The 17,205-nt window shown below is 71.2% G+C and carries 20 protein-coding genes and 1 riboswitch; of the genes, 9 read left to right on the plus strand and 11 right to left on the minus strand.

The annotated features are described in order from the left end of the window. Positions 1-4 precede the first annotated feature (4 nt). Positions 5-1,309 (minus strand): adenosylmethionine--8-amino-7-oxononanoate transaminase, encoded by a 1,305-nt coding sequence (locus ACF088_RS07045; RefSeq protein ID WP_392374364.1) that lies wholly within the window; start codon positions 1,307-1,309, stop codon positions 5-7. Then, positions 1,302-2,483, minus strand: a complete 1,182-nt coding sequence (gene bioB / locus ACF088_RS07050; RefSeq protein WP_392374365.1) for a biotin synthase BioB — start codon at positions 2,481-2,483, stop codon at positions 1,302-1,304. The genes ACF088_RS07045 and bioB overlap by 8 nt, the downstream gene beginning before the upstream one ends. A 156-nt stretch (positions 2,484-2,639) precedes the next feature. Between bioB and ACF088_RS07055 the strand changes: the two genes are divergently transcribed. Then, the gene (locus tag ACF088_RS07055) at positions 2,640-3,866 is read left to right on the plus strand and encodes an 8-amino-7-oxononanoate synthase (RefSeq protein WP_392374366.1); all 1,227 of its coding nucleotides are present in this window, start codon (positions 2,640-2,642) and stop codon (positions 3,864-3,866) included. 157 nt (positions 3,867-4,023) lie between these two features. Here ACF088_RS07055 and ACF088_RS07060 read toward each other — a convergent pair whose 3' ends face one another. Then, entirely contained in the window at positions 4,024-4,938 is a 915-nt protein-coding gene (locus ACF088_RS07060) for a LysR family transcriptional regulator (protein ID WP_392374367.1), read from the minus strand. 71 nt (positions 4,939-5,009) lie between these two features. Here ACF088_RS07060 and ACF088_RS07065 point away from each other — a divergent pair, with 71 nt between their 5' ends. Then, positions 5,010-5,678, plus strand: a complete 669-nt coding sequence (locus ACF088_RS07065) for a LysE family translocator (protein WP_392374368.1) — start codon at positions 5,010-5,012, stop codon at positions 5,676-5,678. A 286-nt stretch (positions 5,679-5,964) separates the two neighbouring features. Here ACF088_RS07065 and ACF088_RS07070 read toward each other — a convergent pair whose 3' ends face one another. From ACF088_RS07070 to ACF088_RS07080, 3 genes are all read right to left on the minus strand, one after another. Then, a complete protein-coding gene (locus ACF088_RS07070; RefSeq protein ID WP_392374369.1) occupies positions 5,965-6,438 on the minus strand; it encodes a C40 family peptidase in 474 nt (157 codons plus the stop codon). A 4-nt stretch (positions 6,439-6,442) separates the two neighbouring features. Beyond that, positions 6,443-6,642, minus strand: a riboswitch (cyclic di-AMP (ydaO/yuaA leader). A 278-nt stretch (positions 6,643-6,920) separates the two neighbouring features. After that, positions 6,921-7,229 carry a hypothetical protein gene (locus tag ACF088_RS07075; protein WP_392374370.1) on the minus strand — a complete coding sequence of 103 codons (309 nt, stop codon included), beginning with the start codon at positions 7,227-7,229 and terminating at the stop codon, positions 6,921-6,923. A gap of 5 nt (positions 7,230-7,234) precedes the next feature. Continuing rightward, positions 7,235-7,870, minus strand: a complete 636-nt coding sequence (locus ACF088_RS07080) for an ATP-dependent Clp protease proteolytic subunit (RefSeq protein WP_392374371.1) — start codon at positions 7,868-7,870, stop codon at positions 7,235-7,237. 58 nt (positions 7,871-7,928) lie between these two features. Here ACF088_RS07080 and ACF088_RS07085 point away from each other — a divergent pair, with 58 nt between their 5' ends. Continuing rightward, on the plus strand, positions 7,929-8,243 hold the full coding sequence (locus ACF088_RS07085) for a type II toxin-antitoxin system Phd/YefM family antitoxin (protein ID WP_392374372.1): 315 nt from the start codon (positions 7,929-7,931) through the stop codon (positions 8,241-8,243). A 39-nt stretch (positions 8,244-8,282) separates the two neighbouring features. Here the strand turns inward: ACF088_RS07085 and ACF088_RS07090 are convergent, their stop codons facing one another. Continuing rightward, complete coding sequence (locus tag ACF088_RS07090; protein WP_392374373.1) at positions 8,283-9,227, minus strand: M28 family metallopeptidase; 945 nt, start codon at positions 9,225-9,227, stop codon at positions 8,283-8,285. A gap of 521 nt (positions 9,228-9,748) precedes the next feature. Here ACF088_RS07090 and ACF088_RS07095 point away from each other — a divergent pair. The 6 genes from ACF088_RS07095 (at position 9,749) to ACF088_RS07120 (ending at position 14,461) form a co-directional block, all read left to right on the plus strand. Continuing rightward, positions 9,749-10,051 carry an urease subunit gamma gene (locus ACF088_RS07095; protein WP_026170153.1) on the plus strand — a complete coding sequence of 101 codons (303 nt, stop codon included), beginning with the start codon at positions 9,749-9,751 and terminating at the stop codon, positions 10,049-10,051. A 17-nt stretch (positions 10,052-10,068) separates the two neighbouring features. Next, positions 10,069-10,380 (plus strand): urease subunit beta, encoded by a 312-nt coding sequence (locus ACF088_RS07100; protein WP_392374374.1) that lies wholly within the window; start codon positions 10,069-10,071, stop codon positions 10,378-10,380. After that, positions 10,373-12,094, plus strand: a complete 1,722-nt coding sequence (locus ACF088_RS07105) for an urease subunit alpha (RefSeq protein WP_392374375.1) — start codon at positions 10,373-10,375, stop codon at positions 12,092-12,094. The genes ACF088_RS07100 and ACF088_RS07105 overlap by 8 nt, the downstream gene beginning before the upstream one ends. 102 nt (positions 12,095-12,196) lie before the next feature. After that, positions 12,197-12,871 carry an urease accessory protein UreF gene (locus tag ACF088_RS07110; RefSeq protein ID WP_392374376.1) on the plus strand — a complete coding sequence of 225 codons (675 nt, stop codon included), beginning with the start codon at positions 12,197-12,199 and terminating at the stop codon, positions 12,869-12,871. Positions 12,872-12,926: 55 nt separating this feature from the next. Continuing rightward, entirely contained in the window at positions 12,927-13,637 is a 711-nt protein-coding gene (gene ureG / locus ACF088_RS07115) for an urease accessory protein UreG (protein WP_392374377.1), read from the plus strand. Beyond that, positions 13,634-14,461 carry an urease accessory protein UreD gene (locus ACF088_RS07120; RefSeq protein ID WP_392374378.1) on the plus strand — a complete coding sequence of 276 codons (828 nt, stop codon included), beginning with the start codon at positions 13,634-13,636 and terminating at the stop codon, positions 14,459-14,461. Before ureG ends, ACF088_RS07120 begins: the two co-directional genes overlap by 4 nt. Before the next feature lie 16 nt (positions 14,462-14,477). Here ACF088_RS07120 and ACF088_RS07125 read toward each other — a convergent pair whose 3' ends face one another. From ACF088_RS07125 to ACF088_RS07140, 4 genes are all read right to left on the minus strand, one after another. Beyond that, the gene (locus tag ACF088_RS07125; protein WP_392374379.1) at positions 14,478-14,852 is read right to left on the minus strand and encodes a hypothetical protein; all 375 of its coding nucleotides are present in this window, start codon (positions 14,850-14,852) and stop codon (positions 14,478-14,480) included. 188 nt (positions 14,853-15,040) lie between these two features. Next, positions 15,041-15,421: a roadblock/LC7 domain-containing protein gene (locus tag ACF088_RS07130; RefSeq protein ID WP_328381773.1), complete on the minus strand. Its 381-nt coding sequence runs from the start codon at positions 15,419-15,421 to the stop codon at positions 15,041-15,043. A 70-nt stretch (positions 15,422-15,491) separates the two neighbouring features. Continuing rightward, positions 15,492-16,346, minus strand: coding sequence for a hypothetical protein (locus tag ACF088_RS07135; RefSeq protein ID WP_392374380.1), 855 nt, complete (start codon positions 16,344-16,346; stop codon positions 15,492-15,494). Between the two features lie 42 nt (positions 16,347-16,388). Continuing rightward, complete coding sequence (locus ACF088_RS07140; RefSeq protein WP_392374381.1) at positions 16,389-16,772, minus strand: hypothetical protein; 384 nt, start codon at positions 16,770-16,772, stop codon at positions 16,389-16,391. Positions 16,773-17,205: the final 433 nt, after the last annotated feature.

Consider the following 17,205-nt stretch of genomic DNA (forward strand, 5'->3'; position numbering starts at 1 on the left):
GCCTTCAGCCCTCGCGGGCCGCCGCGCACACCGCCGCGCAGATGCGCGACACATCGTCGTCACCGGTGAGGTACGGCGGCATGGTGTAGATCAGGTCCCGGAACGGGCGCAGCCATACGCCCTCCCGGACCGCCGCCCGGGTCGCGGCCGCCATGTCCACCTCGTGGTCGAGCTGGACGACACCGATCGCACCGAGTACGCGTACCTCGCGCACCCCGGCGATGCTCGCGGCCGGTGCCAGACCGTCCCGCAGTCCGGCCTCGATCCGCTTGACCTCCTGCTCCCAGTCCCGGGACAGCAGCAGTGAGATCGAGGCCTCGGCGACGGCAGCGGCGAGCGGATTGCCCATGAACGTGGGGCCGTGCGCCAGCACCGGCAGTGCCCCGCGGGAGATGCCGTCGGCGATGGCCGTGGTGCACAGCGTCGCCGCCAGGGTCAGATAACCGCCGGTCAGGGCCTTGCCGAGACACATCACATCGGGTGCGACGGCCGCGTGGTCGGCGGCGAAGAGCGCGCCCGTACGGCCGAAGCCGGTGGCGATCTCGTCGAAGACGAGCAGCACGCCGTGCTCGTCGCAGGCCTCCCGCAGCACCCGCAGGTAGCCGGGGGAGTGGAACGACATCCCGCCCGCTCCCTGCACCACGGGCTCCACGATCACCGCTGCCAGCTCCTCGGCGTGCCGGCCGATCAGCTCCCGCAGATGTGCCGCATACGCCGCGTCGGGCGCGGCGTCGAAGCCGGCCGGCGGTGCGTCCGCGAAGATCTGCCGTGGCAGCACCCCCTGCCACAGCTCATGCATACCGCCGTCCGGGTCGCAGACCGACATCGGCTGCCAGGTGTCGCCGTGATAGCCGCCCCGCCAGGTCAGCAGCCGCTGTTTGCGCGGCTTGCCGAGCGAGCGCCAGTACTGCAGGCACATCTTGACGGCGACCTCGACCGACACCGAACCGGAGTCGGCGAGAAAGACATGCTGCAGCGGCTCCGGGGTGAGGTCGACCAGCCGCTTCGCCAGCCGCACGGCGGGCTCATGGGTGAGCCCGCCGAACATCACATGGCTCATCCGCTCCAGCTGGCCCCGTGCGGCGTCGTTGAGCACCGGGTGGTTGTAGCCGTGCACCGCCGACCACCAGGAGGACATCCCGTCCACCAACTCGTCCTGGCCCTCGACCGGTTCGGCCAGCCGGAGCCGGACGCCGGATGCCGACTCCACCAGCAGCGGTGCGGCCTTGCCGGGCATCGGCCCGTAGGGATGCCACACATGCTGCCGGTCGAGCGCGAGCAGCGCGCCGGGGGTGAGTGGCTCAGGCATTGGGCGGAAGGTCGGTACCGGCGCCGCGGCGGCGCACCGATACCAGGTCGCGGCGGGTCTCGTCGGACGGTGCCGGGACGGTGGCGGCCGGGGTTCCGGCGCCATCGGTGGCCGCCGGGGCACCGGCGTCCTCGGCGGCGGCCCCGGTGACCGCTGCGTCGCCGCACGGCCTGCGGTGCTCGGGCAGCGTCGTGGTGTCCGAGCCCTCGACCTCGAAGCCGGCGTCCTCGATCATCGCGAGGTCGTCCTTGCCGGCCTGCCCCTCGCTGGTCAGGTAGTCGCCCAGGAAGATGGAGTTGACCAGGTGCAGGGCGAGCGGCTGCAGGCTGCGCAGATGCACCTCACGGCCGCCGGCCAGCCGCACCTCGATGTCCGGGCAGACGAACCGCACCATCGCCAGGATGCGCAGCGCCCGCTGCGGGGTGAGGTTCCATTCCTTGGCGAGCGGGGTGCCCTCGAAGGGGATCAGGAAGTTCACCGGGACGGAGTCCGGGTCCAGCTCCCGCAGCGCGAAGACCACATCGACGAGATCGGCGTCGCTCTCGCCCATACCTGCGATCAGCCCGGAGCAGGCGGACATGCCGGCCGCCTGGGCCTGCTGGACGGTGGACACCCGGTCCGAGAAGTCGTGTGTGGTGCAGATGTCGCCGTAGGTGGCTTCCGAGGTGTTGAGGTTGTGGTTGTACGCATCGGCGCCCGCCGCGCGCAGCCGCCCCGCCTGGCCGTCGGAGAGCAGACCGAGGCAGGCGCACACCTCCACGCCCTCGTTCTGCTCCTTGATGGCGGAGATGGTCTCCGAGACGCGGTCCACGTCCTTGTCCGTCGGGCCGCGGCCACTGGCCACCAGACAGACCCGCTTGGCGCCGCCGGCCACCCCGGCCGCGGCCGCCTTGGAGGCGTCGTCGGGCTTGAGCCAGGTGTACTTGAGGATCTCGGCCTTCGACCCCAGCCGCTGGGAGCAGTACGAGCAGTCCTCGGGGCACAGGCCCGACTTGAGGTTGACGAGATAGTTGAGTTTGACCCGCCGCCCGAACCACTGGCGGCGCACCTTTCCGGCCGCGGCCACGACATCGAGCAGTTCGTCATCGGAGGTGGCCAATACGGCCAGTGCCTCTTCGCGGGTCGGCAACTCGCGCCGCAGTCCCTTGTCCACCAGTGTGTTCAGCAGGTCCATGGCGTTGATCCTCGCGTACGCCACCGTCCCCGGCAAAGGAGGATTCCCACAAGGAGCCACGATCGAGGTGTGTGTATCGCCACACCGTGGGCCTGCGGAACGACCGCTAACGTCTATCGACAGCCCACAATCGAGGCCGACAGACGAAGGACGCCGATGCCGCAGGACTCCGCCCCGCCGCTGCTGTGCGACACCTCCCCGGCGAGGCCCGCCGAGCCTTGTGCCGAGCCGGGCAGCCCGGCGTACGACGCGGCCTTCGACTGGCTGGATGTGGCCAGTGCGGAGCGCCGTCACGCCGGGCTGGTGCGCACCCTGCGTCCCCGCCCGGCCGACTCCCCGCTGCTCGATCTGGCCGGTAACGACTATCTGGGACTTGCCCGGCATCCCGAGGTCACCCGTGGCGCGGCCGAGGCCGCGCACCACTGGGGCGCCGGCGCGACCGGCTCCCGGCTGGTCACCGGCAGCACCGAGCTGCACGCCCGGCTGGAGACGGAACTCGCCGCATTCTGCGGTTTCGAGGCCGCTTTGGTGCTGTCCTCCGGCTATGCCGCAAATCTCGCCGCGGTCACCGCGCTCACCGCCCCCGGCACCCTGATCGTCTCCGACGCCGGCAACCACGCCTCGCTCATCGACGGCTGTCGGCTCTCCCGGGCCCGTACCGAAGTGGCCCCGCACGCCGATCCGCACGCCGTACGCGCCGCGCTGACCGGCCACGACGGCCGGGCGCTCGCGGTGACCGACTCGGTGTTCTCGGTCGACGGGGACGCCGCGCCGCTCCCCGCGCTGGCCGAGGCCTGCCGGTCGCGGGGCGCCGGACTTCTCGTCGACGACGCACACGGACTGGGCGTGCTGGGCGACGGGGGCCGTGGCGCGCTGTGGGCGGCCGGTCTCGCCGGTGACGGTGATGTGGTGACCACCGTGACGCTCTCCAAATCGCTCGGCTCCCAGGGCGGTGTGGTGCTCGGCCCGGCCCGGGTCATCGAGCATCTGGTCAACACCGCCCGGTCGTTCATCTTCGACACCGGTCTCGCCCCGGCGGCGGTCGGCGGCGCCCTCGCCGCGCTCCGGCTGCTGCGCCGCGAACCCCAGCGCGCCACCCGGGCCGTCGCGGTCGCCCAGGGGCTGTACGACCGGCTCACCGCGGCGGGCCTGACGGCGGTACGTCCCGATGCGGCGGTGATCTCCGTCCGCGCCCCGTCGCCGGAAACGGCGCTCCGCTGGGCCGCCGACTGCCGTGCGGCCGGACTCGCGGTCGGCTGCTTCCGGCCGCCGTCCGTACCCGACGGTATCTCCCGGCTGCGGCTCACCGCCCGCGCGGACCTGACGGACGACCAGCTCGACACGGCGGTCGGCACGATCGTGGCCACTGCGCCGACGGACTGACCGGGTGCGGACGGTCTGCGCCCGGCGACCGTCCGCACCCCGGCACGGCGGCCGCCCCGGTGGCAGGCCGCCGTCCGCCACGGCAACCGCCGTCCGCAGCGGCCGTCATACGCCGCAGCAGCCGTCATGCCCGTCGTCACGCCGCGGACGTCCGTCGTCACGGCCCGGGCGAGTGGCGGAGGAAAGCCCCGCGCAACAGGGCCCGCAGGGTGTCCGCGGCGGGGGTGCCTCGGGGGCGGTAGGCCACCGAGATCCGGCGGTGCAGCTCCGGTGGGCCCAGCCGGCGGACCCCCAGCGGCGTCATCGACCCCTCCGCCACCATCTCCGGGACCACCGCCACCCCGAGCCCGGCGCTCACCAGCGCACACACCACCGCATAGCTCGGCGACTCGCAGCGCACCGCCACACTCGCCCCGGCGGCCGCCAGCGCGGCCTCCACGCCGCGCCGGTTGGGGTTGGCCGGCGCCATGCTGACCAGTGGCTGACCGGCCAGCTCGGCAAGCGGCAGTCGTCCGGAGCCCGCCGACAGGGCATGACCGGGCGCCGTGACCAGCACCAGCTCCTCGGTCAGCAACGGCTCCAGACGCACTCCCTCCGGCGCCGGCATCGCCTCGCCCGGCACATACTCGTGCGTCAGCGCCAGATCGACCTCACCCAGCGCCACCGCCGCGCTCGCCTGCGGCGGGACGTACTCCGTCACGCTCAGCTCCACATCGGGGTGCGCCCGCCGGAACGCGCTGAGCGCGGGCGGCAGCAGATGGGTGCCGGCGGTCATGAACGTCCCGACCCGCAGCCGCCCGCCGGACAGCCCCGCCAGCCGGGACAGCTCGTGCCGCGCCTGATCCAGTTCGTCGAGGACCCGCCGGGCCCGTACGAGCAGCAGCTCACCGGCCGCCGTCAGCCGTGCACCCCGATGGTGGCGCACCAGCAGGGCCGCTCCGGTCTCCCGCTCCAGTTTGGCGAGCTGCTGCGAGAGCGCCGGAGCGGTGTAGCCCAGCCGGGCGGCGGCCCGGGTGATCGAACCGGCCTCCGCCACCGCTACCAGGGCGGCCAGCCGGGTGGGGTCGTACATAAGAATCTCTTTAGGCTCACCAAGAACATTGCCAATAGCCATTAAAGCCTCTGACCGGCGAAGCTGCTCTTATGGACGGACAGCTGATCGCCTTCACCGGAGTCGCCGCGGGCATGGTCGCCATGCCGGGCGCGGATTTTGCGGTCGTGGTGCGCAATGCGCTCGACTCTCGCCGGGCGGGGGTGGCGGCCGCCGTCGGCGTCGCGGGCGGGCTGCTGGTGCACACCGCCCTGGCGGTGGCCGGTCTCGCGGCGGTGCTGGTCGCCGTGCCCGCACTCTTCGGCGCGGTCCAACTCCTGGGCGGCGGCTATCTGTTGTACCTCGGTGCCCGCGCCCTGACCGCGGCTGCCCGGCGTCCGGCGGCCACCACGGACGGCACGGCCCGCACGGCGGCGGACGCACCGGCCGACGGCCGCCCGCCCGCCGCTCGCCCGGGCGCTGCGCAGAGTCTGCGCCAGGGGTTCTTGACCAATGCCCTCAACCCCAAGGCGCCCGTCCTCTTTCTCAGCCTGCTCCCGCAGTTCGTTCCGGCGGGAGCGCCCGCACTGCCCCGTACGCTGCTGCTCGCCACGATGGTCGTCGCCATGGGGCTGGTGTGGTTCCCCGCCGTCGCGCTGCTGGTCGACCGGCTGGGCGTCTGGTTGCGCCGCCCCTCGGTGGCCCGGGCCCTGGAAGCCACCACCGGTGCGCTGCTCACGGCTCTGGGAGGCATCCTGCTCGTCGAGCTGGCGGTGTCCTGAGGGCGGTGCACCCAGGGCTGTTCCACGGGGGTGTGGCGGGCAAGGACCCGGCGACCGGCAGGGGGCAGGACGGCCCCGCGCCCCGCGGCGAGGGCCGGGGCGGCAGCGTCACCGATCCATCCGCGGGCGGGCCGTTCCCACGGCGGGCAATGCCCACGGCGGGCAATGCCCTCGGTGGGCATTCCCCACCGAGGCGGACGCGGCAGCCCGCTGCGTGGCGAAGCGAGCCCGGTCAAATCGGCCGTACACCCTGGCAATTGACCGATCGTGAGAGGACTGCCCAGGGTCAGCCCACCCGCCCGTACCAGACCGAACGGCTCCAGATCCGTTCCAGCCGCACCACGCTCCCGGCCTTGGGCGCATGCCACATCCGGCCCCGGCCCGCGTAGATGCCGACGTGGTAAATGCCGCTGCGCGAATGGAAGAAGACCAGATCGCCGCTTCGGCGCGCGCCGGCCGGGATGTGCCGGGTGCGGCCGTACTGCGCGGCGGCGGTGCGTGGCAGCAGCCGGCCGGCGCGTTTGAACGAGTACAGCATCAGCCCCGAACAGTCGAAGGCGTGCGGGCCCTGGGCGCCGTACCGGTAGGGGGCTCCGCTCTTGGAAGCCGCGATCCGCAGCGCATGCGCGGACACGGATGCGGCTTCGGCATTCCCGGCCGCTCCTGGAGCGACGCTGGTCCCGCCGAGCGTGACCAGCGTCAGAGCGGTGACGGTGCCGGCGCGCGCCAGCAGATTCGGCGTATGCATGCGCATGGTCATGCGCAAACCCTTCGTCAGCCGCCTGCGAAGGAAGACCTGTCGGGTTCGGGCAGGCGAAGATGCCCGGCCGTGCGTACGGCTTCACCCCAAGGAGCCCTCGGCCGTGTAGGCCGGGACCCCGTCCTGCTCGGGTCCTCCGCTCCCGCCGGTCCACGTCGTCGACCGGACGTCCGGCACGGCGGCGGGATTAGGCGCCCGTCCGGACCGCCCCGTCGCTGTGGCGGGGTCTTGTCGTCGAAGGGATCGTCACGCACCTGGCACCCGAATTCCGAGCTGAAAATGCCGTATGTGAGATGGGTCACAATTGACCCGAATGGTTAGATTTGTTCCCTCAGGTGCCGCGGCGCGGGGTGTTGCACCCCGCGGACCAGGGGCGAAACATCCGGGACCGCAGGAAATGTGCCCGCACCGCGCAATTCGTCGCCTCCTCAGATCGGGTGCGGACGCTACGCCGTCTGCGCAGCCGCTGCGCGTGTGCCGGGTCAGATTTCCTCGGGTGGCGGCATCGCCACCAGCCCGGCCCGGCGCTCGCCGTCCAGCACCCGCAGGGCCCGGGTCAGCGTCGCGCAGTGCAGTTCGCTCTCGCCCCGGCTGTGCATCAGCGTCAGTGCGTCCCGTAGCCGGGTCGCCTTGCCGACCAGCGCCTGGGCGGCCCGCAGCCCGCTGTAGGTGCCACCGCAGCGGGCCGGGTTGATCCGGCCGAGCAGGTCGAGCACCTCCAGGTAGCTGTCGACGAGTTCACCCTCCGCGCGGGTCAGTGCGGGCAGCGGCGGCGGTTCGGGCGGCAGCATCGGGCTCACCGCGCCACGGGCTGGAGCGCCGACGGCTTGCGGTTGCGGGTGATCTGGTCGATCAGGCCGTACTCCTGGGCGGCTCGGGAGTCGAAGATCTTGTCGCGCTCGATATCGGTGGCGATCCGCTCCCGGGTCTGCCCGGTGTGCTTCGCCAGCATCTCTTCCAGTACGTCGCGGGTGCGCAGCATTTCCTTCGCCTGGATCTGCAGGTCGCTGGCCTGCCCCTGGACGGGTTCGCTGAACGACGGCTGATGGATCAGGACCCGGGCGCCGGGCAGCGCCAGCCGCTTTCCGGGTGTGCCGGCGGCCAGCAGTACCGCGGCGGAGGAGGCGGCCTGCCCCAGGCAGACGGTCTCCACGTCGCACGACACGAAGTGCATCGTGTCGTAGATGGCGGTCATCGCGGTGAAGGAGCCGCCGGGGGAGTTGATGTAGAGCGAGATGTCCTGCTCGGGCGCGGCGTGTTCGAGGTGGATGAACTGCGCCATCACGTCATTGGCGGAGGCGTCGTCGATCGGGGTGCCCAGGAAGATGATGCGCTCGCCGAGCAGCTTGGAATACGGGTCCATGGTGCGCGTCCCCTGCGCGGTGCGCTCGGTGAACTCCGGAAGGACATGGCGGGCCGTCGGTCGCAGCATGTCTGCTCCTCTCCTCCGTAAAAAATGTACAGGACGTACATCCAGTTAGAATGGAAGCATGGCCTACGAAATTCCGGTGACGCAAGCACGTGCGGAGCTGGCAGATCTGATCAACCGTGTCGTCTACGGCGGTGAGCGGGTGGTCGTCACTCGCCACGGCAAGCCGCTGGTGGCGCTGGTATCCGCCGCTGACCTGCAGCTACTTGAAGAGCTGGGGCGGCGTGAACCGGACGCGGAGGACGAGCAGGTGATCAGCACGGTCTCTTCCGTGCGGCAGCTCCCGTCCGCTGCGGGCGAACGGCGGCGCTTCGGTATCGCCGCGGAACACCGCGACCCGGCTGCCGGGGACCGGCGGCCGGGTCGCGAGAGCTGACGGTTCAGCGGGTGCTGACCGTGCGGTGGGGCGGGTGACTCAGGAGCTGAGCTCCCACAGGGCGCTGGCGATGGCGTCCGTGTTGGTGTCCAGCGCCTTGTCGTCGATGTTCTTCGAGGTGTCGCAGGCCTGGTGGTAGCAGGCGTCGAACGCCTTGCCCGCCTCGCCGCCCCAGTTCTTCGCCTGCTCCTCGGTCTTCTTGTAGTCCGCGCCGGAGAAGAGGCCGCCGACGGGCACGCCCGCGTCCTTGAAGGCGGCGTGGTCCGAGCGGCCGTCGCCCTCGGTCTCCTTCTCGGTGGCGATGTTCTTCTTGGCGTACCAGTCCTTGAAGACCTTCTCCAGGCGGGTGTCGTCGTCGTAGACGAAGTAGCCCGGGTTCGGCGAACCGATCATGTCGAAGTTGAGGTACGAGTCGATCTTCGACTTGTCGGCGCCGAGCTTGTCGACATAGGCCTGCGAGCCGACCATGCCGTCTTCCTCGTCGCCCCACCAGCCGAACCGCAGGTGCTTGGTGGGCTTGAGGTCCGCCTTGGCGACGGCGAGCGCGACCTCGAGGATGCCGGCCGAGCCGGAGCCGTTGTCGTTGATGCCGGGGCCGGCGGGCACCGAGTCCAGGTGGGCGCCGGCCATCACGGTCTTGCTCTCGTCACCGCCCGGCCAGTCGGCGACGAGGTTGTAGCCCTTGGTGCCGCCGCCGTCGAACTCCTGGATCTTCGTGGTGAATCCGGCCTTGTCCAGCTTCTCCTTGAGGAAGTCGACGGATGCCTTGTAGCCCGGCTTTCCGTGGGCACGGTTGCCGCCGTTGGCGTCGGCGATCGACTGGAGCTGGTCCAGGTCGGCCTTGACGGCCTTGACGTCGATGTCCGGGGCGGCCTTCGGCGCGGGATCGGCGTAGGCGCCGGCCGCGGTGAAGAGGGTGGCGGCCAGGGCGGTCAGGGCGCCCGAGGCCAGCGCGGCCCGGCGTATTCGGGTGGAACGAGTCACGATGTGGCTCCTGGTGTGGGGGGTTGATACGGAGCTGTTTTGACGCGCACATGAGAATCGCGATCACTTCGCAAATCGTCAAGAGCGCATACCGGACAGTTGAGTTCGGGGAGCGGGGTGTGCCCGCTATGCGCGGATCATGGCGATCGGTGGTGCACGGGAGGGGTCTGTTCCCCGGTTCCCCGCGGCCCTCGGGGTGGGGATTTCGCCAGGCGGATTCCGCCCACGTCCGGGGAATGCGGGGGCGCGTGCCGTCTCGGGAATCCGTTGCCGCGCCGTAACGGACGGTAATGGTGCCGCGTTACCTCAGGCGTAAGAGGAGGCGCGAAGAGGTCCCTGGTCGTAACGCCGATGAAATCCCGCCGAACTAGTCTCCTGGCCTGGGGCTGTTGATGGCCAAGTGCTGGAAGTCGGTTTGCTCCTCCTTTAATTACTGCGTGGTACATCTATCGTCACAGGGTGTGTCCACGCCTGTGACCTGGGCGAATGTGTCCGGGCGGGAAGACTGTGAGGTGGAACGTATGCAACTGACCCCGCATGAACAAGAACGCTTGATGATTCATGTGGCGGCAGACGTGGCCGAAAAACGCCGTTCCCGGGGGGTGAAGCTGAACCATCCGGAATCGATCGCCCTGCTGACCGTGCACATCCTCGAAGGCGCCCGGGACGGCCGCACCGTCGCCGAGCTCATGTCCTCCGGTCGCAAGGTGCTCACCCGCGACGAGGTCATGGACGGCGTCCCCGAGATGATCCACGACGTGCAGGTCGAGGCCACCTTCCCCGACGGCACCAAGCTCGTCACCGTTCACGAACCCATCAACTGACCACGGGAGAGCAGACGATGATCCCGGGACAGATCCTCTACGCCGACGAGCCGGTGCGCCTCAACGAAGGCCTTCCCCTCACGCGCATGACCGTCCTCAACGCCGCCGACCGCCCCGTCCAGGTCGGCTCCCACTACCACTTCGCCGAGGCCAATCCCGGCCTCGACTTCGACCGCGCGGCCGCGCACGGCAAGCGGCTGAACGTCCCGGCCGGCTCCGCCGTGCGCTTCGAGCCCGGCATCCCCACCGCGGTCGAACTCGTCCCCTTCGGGGGCAAGCGCATCGTCGTGGGCCTGCGGGGCGAAACCGGAGGAACCCTCGATGGCTGAGCTGACCCGCCAGGCGTACGCCGATCTCTTCGGCCCGACCGTCGGCGACCGGATCCGGCTCGCCGACACCGACCTGGTCATCGAGATCACCGAAGACCGCGCCGGCGGGCCCGGCCGGGCCGGTGACGAGGCGGTGTTCGGCGGCGGCAAGGTGATCCGCGAATCGATGGGCCAGTCCCGCGCCTCCCGCGCCGACGGCACCCCCGACACCGTGATCACCGGTGCGGTCGTGCTGGACCACTGGGGCATCGTCAAGGCCGATGTCGGCATCCGCGACGGGCGGATCACCGCCCTGGGCAAGGCCGGCAACCCCGACACCATGGACGGCGTCCACCCCGACCTGGTCATCGGCCCCGAGACCGAGATCATCGCCGGCAACGGCAAGATCCTGACAGCCGGCGCCATCGACACCCACGTCCACTTCATCTGCCCCCAGCAGGCGGACGAGGCGCTGGCCTCCGGTGTCACCACGATGATCGGCGGCGGCACCGGACCGGCCGAGGGCAGCAAGGCCACCACCATCACCCCCGGCGCCTGGCACGTGGCCCGGATGTTCGAGTCGATGGACTCCCTGCCGGTCAACGTAGGCCTGCTCGGCAAGGGCAACACCACCTCCCTCGCGTCGATGCGTGACCAGCTGAGGGCGGGCATCCTCGGCTTCAAGATCCATGAGGACTGGGGCGCCACGCCCGCCGTCCTCGACGCCTGCCTGACGGTCTGTGAGGAGAGCGGCGCCCAGCTCGCGATCCATACCGACACCCTCAACGAGGCCGGCTTCCTCGGTGACACCCTGGCGGCCATCGCCGGCCGCACCATCCATGCGTTCCACGTGGAGGGCGCCGGTGGCGGTCACGCCCCCGACATGATCGCGATGGTCTCCGAGCCGAATGTGCTCCCGGCCTCCACCAACCCCACCCGGCCGCACACCGTCAACACCGTCGAGGAACACCTCGACATGCTGATGGTCTGTCACCACCTGAACCCGGCCGTCCCCGAGGACCTGGCCTTCGCCGAGTCCCGCATCCGGCCCTCCACCATCGCGGCCGAGGACATCCTGCACGACCTCGGCGCCATCTCGATCATGTCCTCCGACGCCCAGGCCATGGGGCGGATCGGTGAGGTCGTGCTGCGCACCTGGCAGACCGCCCATGTCATGAAGCGGCGCCGCGGCACCCTCCCGGGCGACGGCCGTGCGGACAACCACCGGGCCCGCCGCTATGTCGCCAAGTACACCATCAACGCGGCCCTCGCCCAGGGCATCGACCATGTCGTCGGCTCCGTCGAGGACGGCAAGCTCGCCGACCTCGTGCTGTGGGACCCGGCATTCTTCGGCGTCAAACCGCAGCTGGTAATCAAGGGCGGCCAGATCGCCTATGCCCAGATGGGCGACGCCAACGCCTCCATCCCCACTCCGCAGCCGGTGCTGCCCCGTCCGATGTTCGGTGCCACCGGCCGGGCCCCGGGCAGCAACTCGGTCAACTTCGTCTCACGCCAGGCCCTGGACGACGCGCTGCCCGAACGCCTCGTGCTGGCCAAGCCCTTCGAGGCCATCCACCGCACCCGCGGCCTCACCAAGGCCGATATGCGCAACAACGATGCCCTGCCCCGCGTCCATGTCGACCCCGACACCTTCACCGTGACCATCGACGGCGAGGTGGTCGAGCCACAGCCGGCGGCCGAACTCCCCATGGCCCAGCGGTACTTCCTCTTCTGAGGGCGCGCCGATGAACACCCCTATGAACACCCCGATGAACACCCCTATGAACACCCCGATGAGCACGCTGATGAACGCCCCGACGAAGGACACGTACCACCGATGAGCCGCGCAGCGCTGCTCGTCCTCGCCGACGGCCGGTTCCCCGCCGGAGGGCACGCCCACTCCGGCGGCGCCGAACCGGCCGTCACCGCGGGGCGCATCAAGGACGCCGCCACCCTGGAGGCCTTCTGCCGGGGCCGGCTGCACACCGCGGGCCTGGTCGCCGCGGGGCTCGCCGCCGCGGCCGCGGCCGGCCACGACCCGCTCCTCCTGGACGACGCCGCCGATGCCCGTACACCCGTACCCGCGCTGCGGCAGGTCGCCCGGCGGCTCGGCCGGCAGATGATGCGGGCCGCCCGTGCGACCTGGCCGAGCGAGGCACTCGACGCGCTCGCCCTGGCCCGTCCCCGCGGCGCCCACCAGCCCGTCGTCCTGGGCCTGGCCGCCCGGTCCGCGGGTCTGCCGCCGCTCGATGCCGCATACGCCGTGGCCTACGAGAACATCAGCGGTCCGGCCACCGCGGCCGTCCGGCTGCTGAGCCTGGACCCCTTCGACGCCACCGCCGTGCTCGCACATCTCACCGCCGAGCTCGACCAGGTCGCCCAACAGGCCACCGAGGCCGCGCTGCGGATCGCGGCCGAAGGGACCGGCGCACTGCCCGCGGCCTCCGCGCCGCTGCTCGACATCACCGCCCAACAGCACGCCGCCTGGCCGGTCCGGCTCTTCGCGTCCTGACCCGGCCGGCTGTCCGACGGAACCCACGCCGCTGTACCCCACCACCGGAGTGACCATGCACCTCGACCACCAGGACACCTTCCCCGAGCGCTACACCTACAGCGCCGCCGACCCGGTACGCCCCGACGGCACCCGCCGCGCCCTGCGCATCGGTCTCGGCGGCCCGGTCGGCACCGGCAAGACCGCCACCGTCGCCGCGCTGTGCCGCGCGTTGCGCGACGAGCTGTCCATCGCCGTCGTCACCAATGACATCTACACCCGCGAGGACGCCGAATTCCTGCTCCGCGAGGCCGTCCTGCCCCCCGAGCGGATCGCCGCCGTCGAGACCGGAGCCTGCCCGCACACCGCCATCCGCGACGACATCTCCGCCAACCTCGAAGCCGTCGAGGACCTGGAGGCGGTGTTTTCTTCCTCGGGGTCCGGCCCGCTCGATCTCGTCCTGGTCGAATCCGGCGGTGACAACCTCACCGCCACCTTCTCCAAGGGCCTGGTCGACGCCCAGATCTTTGTCATCGACGTGGCCGGCGGCGATGACATCCCGCGCAAGGGCGGCCCCGGCGTCACCACCGCCGACCTGCTCGTCATCAACAAGACCGATCTCGCGCCCTATGTCGGCGTGGACCTGGCGGGCATGGCCCGCGACGCCAAGGCGCAACGGGGCGAGCTGCCCGTCGCCTTCACCGCCCTGAAGTCGGAGAACGGCGTCCGGCCGGTGGCGGAGTGGGTCCGCGGACGGCTGGCCGACTGGACCGCGAGCCCGGCATGACCTTCGCACTCCCCACCCCGGAGACGGGCCGCGCCGCCGCCGGGCTGTGCGCCACCGCCCGCATCGTCGCGCGGGCCGACGCGCAGGGGACCACCCGGCTGCCCGTCCTCGACGGCGACGGCCCGTTCGCACTGCGCCGCATCCGCGGACACGGCAACCAGGCCCGGGTCTGTGTCGTGGGCGCCATGAGTGCCCCGCTCGGCGGTGACCGGCTGGGCATCGAAGCCACCGCCGAGGCGGGCAGTGCGCTGCACCTCACGGCCGCCGCCGCGACCGTCGCGCTGCCCGGCCGTACGGGGGAACACGCCCGCTACGACGTGTGGTTGACGGTGGGCGACGGCGCGCGGCTCGACTGGCTGCCCGAACCGCTGATCTCGGCGGCGGGCAGCGACCTGCGGATGACCACCACCGTCGAACTGGCCCCCACCGCACGTCTGGTACTCCGCGAGGAACAGGTCTTGGGCCGCAGCGGGGAGGAGACCGGCGCCCTGCGCAGTCGGCTGACCGTCCGCCGGGCCGGCCGGACCCTGCTCGACCAGGAGACGGCGTACGGGCCCGGCGTCCCCGGCTGGGATACCTCTGCCGTCCTGAACGGGCATCGGGCCCTTGGCCAACTCCTGCTCATCGGACCGGAGTTCGAGAAGCGGCCGGTCGAGGTGCGGCTGCTCGGCGGGGCGGCGGGCGAGGGGGCGGGCGACGGCGCGGGGCAGGGCGTACTGGCACCGCTAGCGGGTCCCGGTGCCCTGGCCACGGCCGTGGCCCCGGACGCGCTGCAGCTGCGACGCCTGCTGGACGAGGCCGCCGGGAGCGCGGCCGCCGGGTGACGGCGGCCGCGCCGCCTCACACCTCCAGATCGGCCTCCAGCCGGGCGAGGCGGAGGCGTGCCAGCGCAAGGTTGGCGCGCTTGCGGTCCAGCACCAGATAGAGGAAAAGGCCGCTGCCGCTCTTTCCCGTCACCGGGCGGATGATGTGGTACTGCGCGGTCAGGGTGATGAGCATGTCCTCGATGGCGCCCTGGAGTTCCAGCATCTCCATGGTGCGCATCTTGGCGCGTACGACATCGGTGTTGCCGGCGGCCGCGACATTCAGGTCCAGAGCCTGCTTGTCGCCCAGGGTGGCCAGGGCCATACCGCTGGTGTAGTCGACCAGGGCGACGCCGACCGCGCCCTCGATGGTCGACATGGCGTCGGCGAGAGCGGTTTCCAGTTGAGCCATGAGGGGTTCAGACCTTTCGATGCCTGGATGATTTTGCCGGGTTCGCGGGTTCGCGGGTTCGCGGGTTCGCGGGTTCGCGGGTTGGTGGTTCGTGGGTTGGTGGGTTTCCGGGCTTCCGGGTTCTGCGTTCGTGCGGGTGCGGGTGCGGGTGCGGGTGCGGGTGCGGGTGCGGGTCTCGGGCGGGGGTCCTATCGGCGGGGCGGCGCGTCCACCAGGGCGCCGATCCGCTCCGCGGCCCTTCTGGCCTGCAGATGGAGCCGCCCCACGTTGGTGTCCGGGCTTGCCACGGCGGTAAGGACCGCCCGCCGTCCGGCCGAATAGGCCGCGATATATCCGTCGGCGCCGCGCGTCAGGGATTCCTCGAAGGCGCCCTGTCCGGTCGCGTCGGTGAGTCGTTTGGCGACGCCGATCGCCGCGGCGGTGAGGGCGGCGAGACCGTCCGGCTCGATATCCGGCAGATCATGGGCGATCACCATGCCGTCCACGCTCGCCACCATCCCGCCCTGGAAATGGCGTACTTGGTCGCGCAGCGTATGCAATTCCTCCCGTATCCGGGGTTCTATCGTCATCAGTCTCCTTTTCACGGCGTGCCTTCTGATGACGCGCCTCATGGGGTGCACGGTCTTCGTGCGCAAGGGCTCACAGGTTTTCCTCCAACGCCGTACGCAGTCGGACAAGGAGGGCAATATCCGGATCGGCGGTATCGAGGACATCCGGTGCCGGTAGTTGCCAGGTCGCGGCGGGGCTTCCCGCGGCGACGGGGGCGGGGGCGGGGGCGTTCAGGCTGGCGCCGGGCCGCCGCCGGGGGAGCGGGGTGGGCGCCCGGGGGATGTGGACGAGACCGACGGCGGCGAGGCGTCGGATGTCGAGCAGCGTCCCGAACGCGGACTGGCCCAGTGCCCGGGCCAGTTCATGGGGTGTGTGCCGGCCGTCGGCGTGGTCGAGCAGCCGCCGTTGACGGCCCGTGGTGGGGGCCGGGATGCGCGGGCGGACGGGAACGACGGGTGAGGAGTCGACCGCCGCCCAGGGGCGCAGCCGGTCGAGCAGTAGCCGGCGGCGGGCCGTCGCCTGCTGGAGGGCGCGGGCGCTGACGGGGCGTATGACACCCAGCCAGTGCCCGGCACCGGGGGTGAAGGAGGTGGTCTCGGGTGCCAGCGGCAGGGCGAAGAACGCGGCGTCGAGCAGCGCGGCGAGGTGGCATATCTCCAGTTCCCCCTGGGACAGCCACCCCTCGCTGACCAGGAAGTGGCCGCCGTCCTGCTGCGGCCCGGCCGTTTCGGCGGCGTACTGCCAGCTCTCCGGCGGCAGTTTGCCGGATGCGGTGAGGCGCAGGCCGAGCCCGGGGGCGGTGGTGCTCTCGATGCAGTAGACCGCACCGTCGAGAAGGTAGAGGCAGCCGTGCGGGCCGCTGAGGGTGCCGGTGACGCGTTCGGCGGCGCACCGGTCGAGCAGCCCGGCCGGGGCGGGCGGGTGCGGAGATATGGGCAGGCCCATGGCTGTTCCCTTACCGTTCGTGCGGTGTGGCGGAGCGCGCCGTCAGGACGCGACCAGCTCCGCCGCCAGATCGCGCAGTCGGAGCCGGGCGACGGCGAGATTGGCCTGCGTGCGGTCCAGCCAGAGGTAGAGATAGGTCTGGCTGTCGAAGGCCGTGTGCACAAAACGGATGAGGTGGTAGCTGCCCGCAGCCGTGATGATGAGGTCTTCGAGGTCCGGGCCGGAGGCGCCGGTGGTGTCGAAGGTGGCGTTGCGCGCGACGGTCTGCACCACCTCGGCGGTGTCCGCGGCGGCTGCGTCGTGATCGTCGTGCGGTGCCTGCCCGGCCGTGCCGAGGGTCAGACCACTGGTCCAGTCGATCAGTCCGGCGCATCGAACGCCGGGGATCCCCATTGCTTGGGACAACACCTGATCGATACCCGGCACTTCGGCTCTCCTTCGCGACGGCCCCGTACACGGCGTGAAAACGCCGAAGCCCTCCCTTGTGGCGGTGAGTGGGAGAGCCTTCACGGAAGGTTACTGAAGGTGTGCGGCTGGCACATGCCCGATGGGCAGGTCTACGGCAATTGACGTATTCTCGCCCCTGCGCGCCCCTCCGGGAGCCATTGCGCCGCACCGTACTCCAGCAGGTCACCCCTGGCGGTGAGCTCTGCGCCGAGTGGCCTCATCCGGCAATGAGCTGCCCTGTTGCCTCGTCAACGTCCCCTTGTCGCAGCCCTGTTGAGGGTCCCACGGGTGGGCGGGGGTGCCGCAGGATCCTGCACCGCCGACCGAAGGCGTTGGCCGGAATGGTGAGGTTCCGCTGCGATCTCCGGCCGTTCGCCGGCAGCTCGGCCGGTCCTGCGTCCGCGCCACCGGG

The sequence above is a fragment of the Streptomyces sp. NPDC015125 genome (assembly GCF_043080045.1).
Taxonomy (GTDB): domain Bacteria; phylum Actinomycetota; class Actinomycetes; order Streptomycetales; family Streptomycetaceae; genus Streptomyces.

Coding starts and splice junctions, on each gene's coding strand:
- ACF088_RS07080 (WP_392374371.1), bottom strand. CDS start 7,870: ATGCTGCGACCGACGGCCCGCCATGTCCTTCCGGAGTTCACCGAGCGC.
- ACF088_RS07075 (WP_392374370.1), bottom strand. CDS start 7,229: ATGCTGCCGCCCGAACCGCCGCCGCTGCCCGCACTGACCCGCGCGGAG.
- ACF088_RS07135 (WP_392374380.1), bottom strand. CDS start 16,346: ATGGGCCTGCCCATATCTCCGCACCCGCCCGCCCCGGCCGGGCTGCTC.
- bioB (WP_392374365.1), bottom strand. CDS start 2,483: ATGGACCTGCTGAACACACTGGTGGACAAGGGACTGCGGCGCGAGTTG.
- ureG (WP_392374377.1), top strand. CDS start 12,927: ATGCACCTCGACCACCAGGACACCTTCCCCGAGCGCTACACCTACAGC.
- ACF088_RS07085 (WP_392374372.1), top strand. CDS start 7,929: ATGGCCTACGAAATTCCGGTGACGCAAGCACGTGCGGAGCTGGCAGAT.
- ACF088_RS07100 (WP_392374374.1), top strand. CDS start 10,069: ATGATCCCGGGACAGATCCTCTACGCCGACGAGCCGGTGCGCCTCAAC.
- ACF088_RS07060 (WP_392374367.1), bottom strand. CDS start 4,938: ATGTACGACCCCACCCGGCTGGCCGCCCTGGTAGCGGTGGCGGAGGCC.
- ACF088_RS07095 (WP_026170153.1), top strand. CDS start 9,749: ATGCAACTGACCCCGCATGAACAAGAACGCTTGATGATTCATGTGGCG.
- ACF088_RS07055 (WP_392374366.1), top strand. CDS start 2,640: ATGCCGCAGGACTCCGCCCCGCCGCTGCTGTGCGACACCTCCCCGGCG.
- ACF088_RS07070 (WP_392374369.1), bottom strand. CDS start 6,438: ATGACCATGCGCATGCATACGCCGAATCTGCTGGCGCGCGCCGGCACC.
- ACF088_RS07045 (WP_392374364.1), bottom strand. CDS start 1,309: ATGCCTGAGCCACTCACCCCCGGCGCGCTGCTCGCGCTCGACCGGCAG.
- ACF088_RS07110 (WP_392374376.1), top strand. CDS start 12,197: ATGAGCCGCGCAGCGCTGCTCGTCCTCGCCGACGGCCGGTTCCCCGCC.
- ACF088_RS07065 (WP_392374368.1), top strand. CDS start 5,010: ATGGACGGACAGCTGATCGCCTTCACCGGAGTCGCCGCGGGCATGGTC.
- ACF088_RS07105 (WP_392374375.1), top strand. CDS start 10,373: ATGGCTGAGCTGACCCGCCAGGCGTACGCCGATCTCTTCGGCCCGACC.
- ACF088_RS07125 (WP_392374379.1), bottom strand. CDS start 14,852: ATGGCTCAACTGGAAACCGCTCTCGCCGACGCCATGTCGACCATCGAG.
- ACF088_RS07120 (WP_392374378.1), top strand. CDS start 13,634: ATGACCTTCGCACTCCCCACCCCGGAGACGGGCCGCGCCGCCGCCGGG.
- ACF088_RS07130 (WP_328381773.1), bottom strand. CDS start 15,421: ATGACGATAGAACCCCGGATACGGGAGGAATTGCATACGCTGCGCGAC.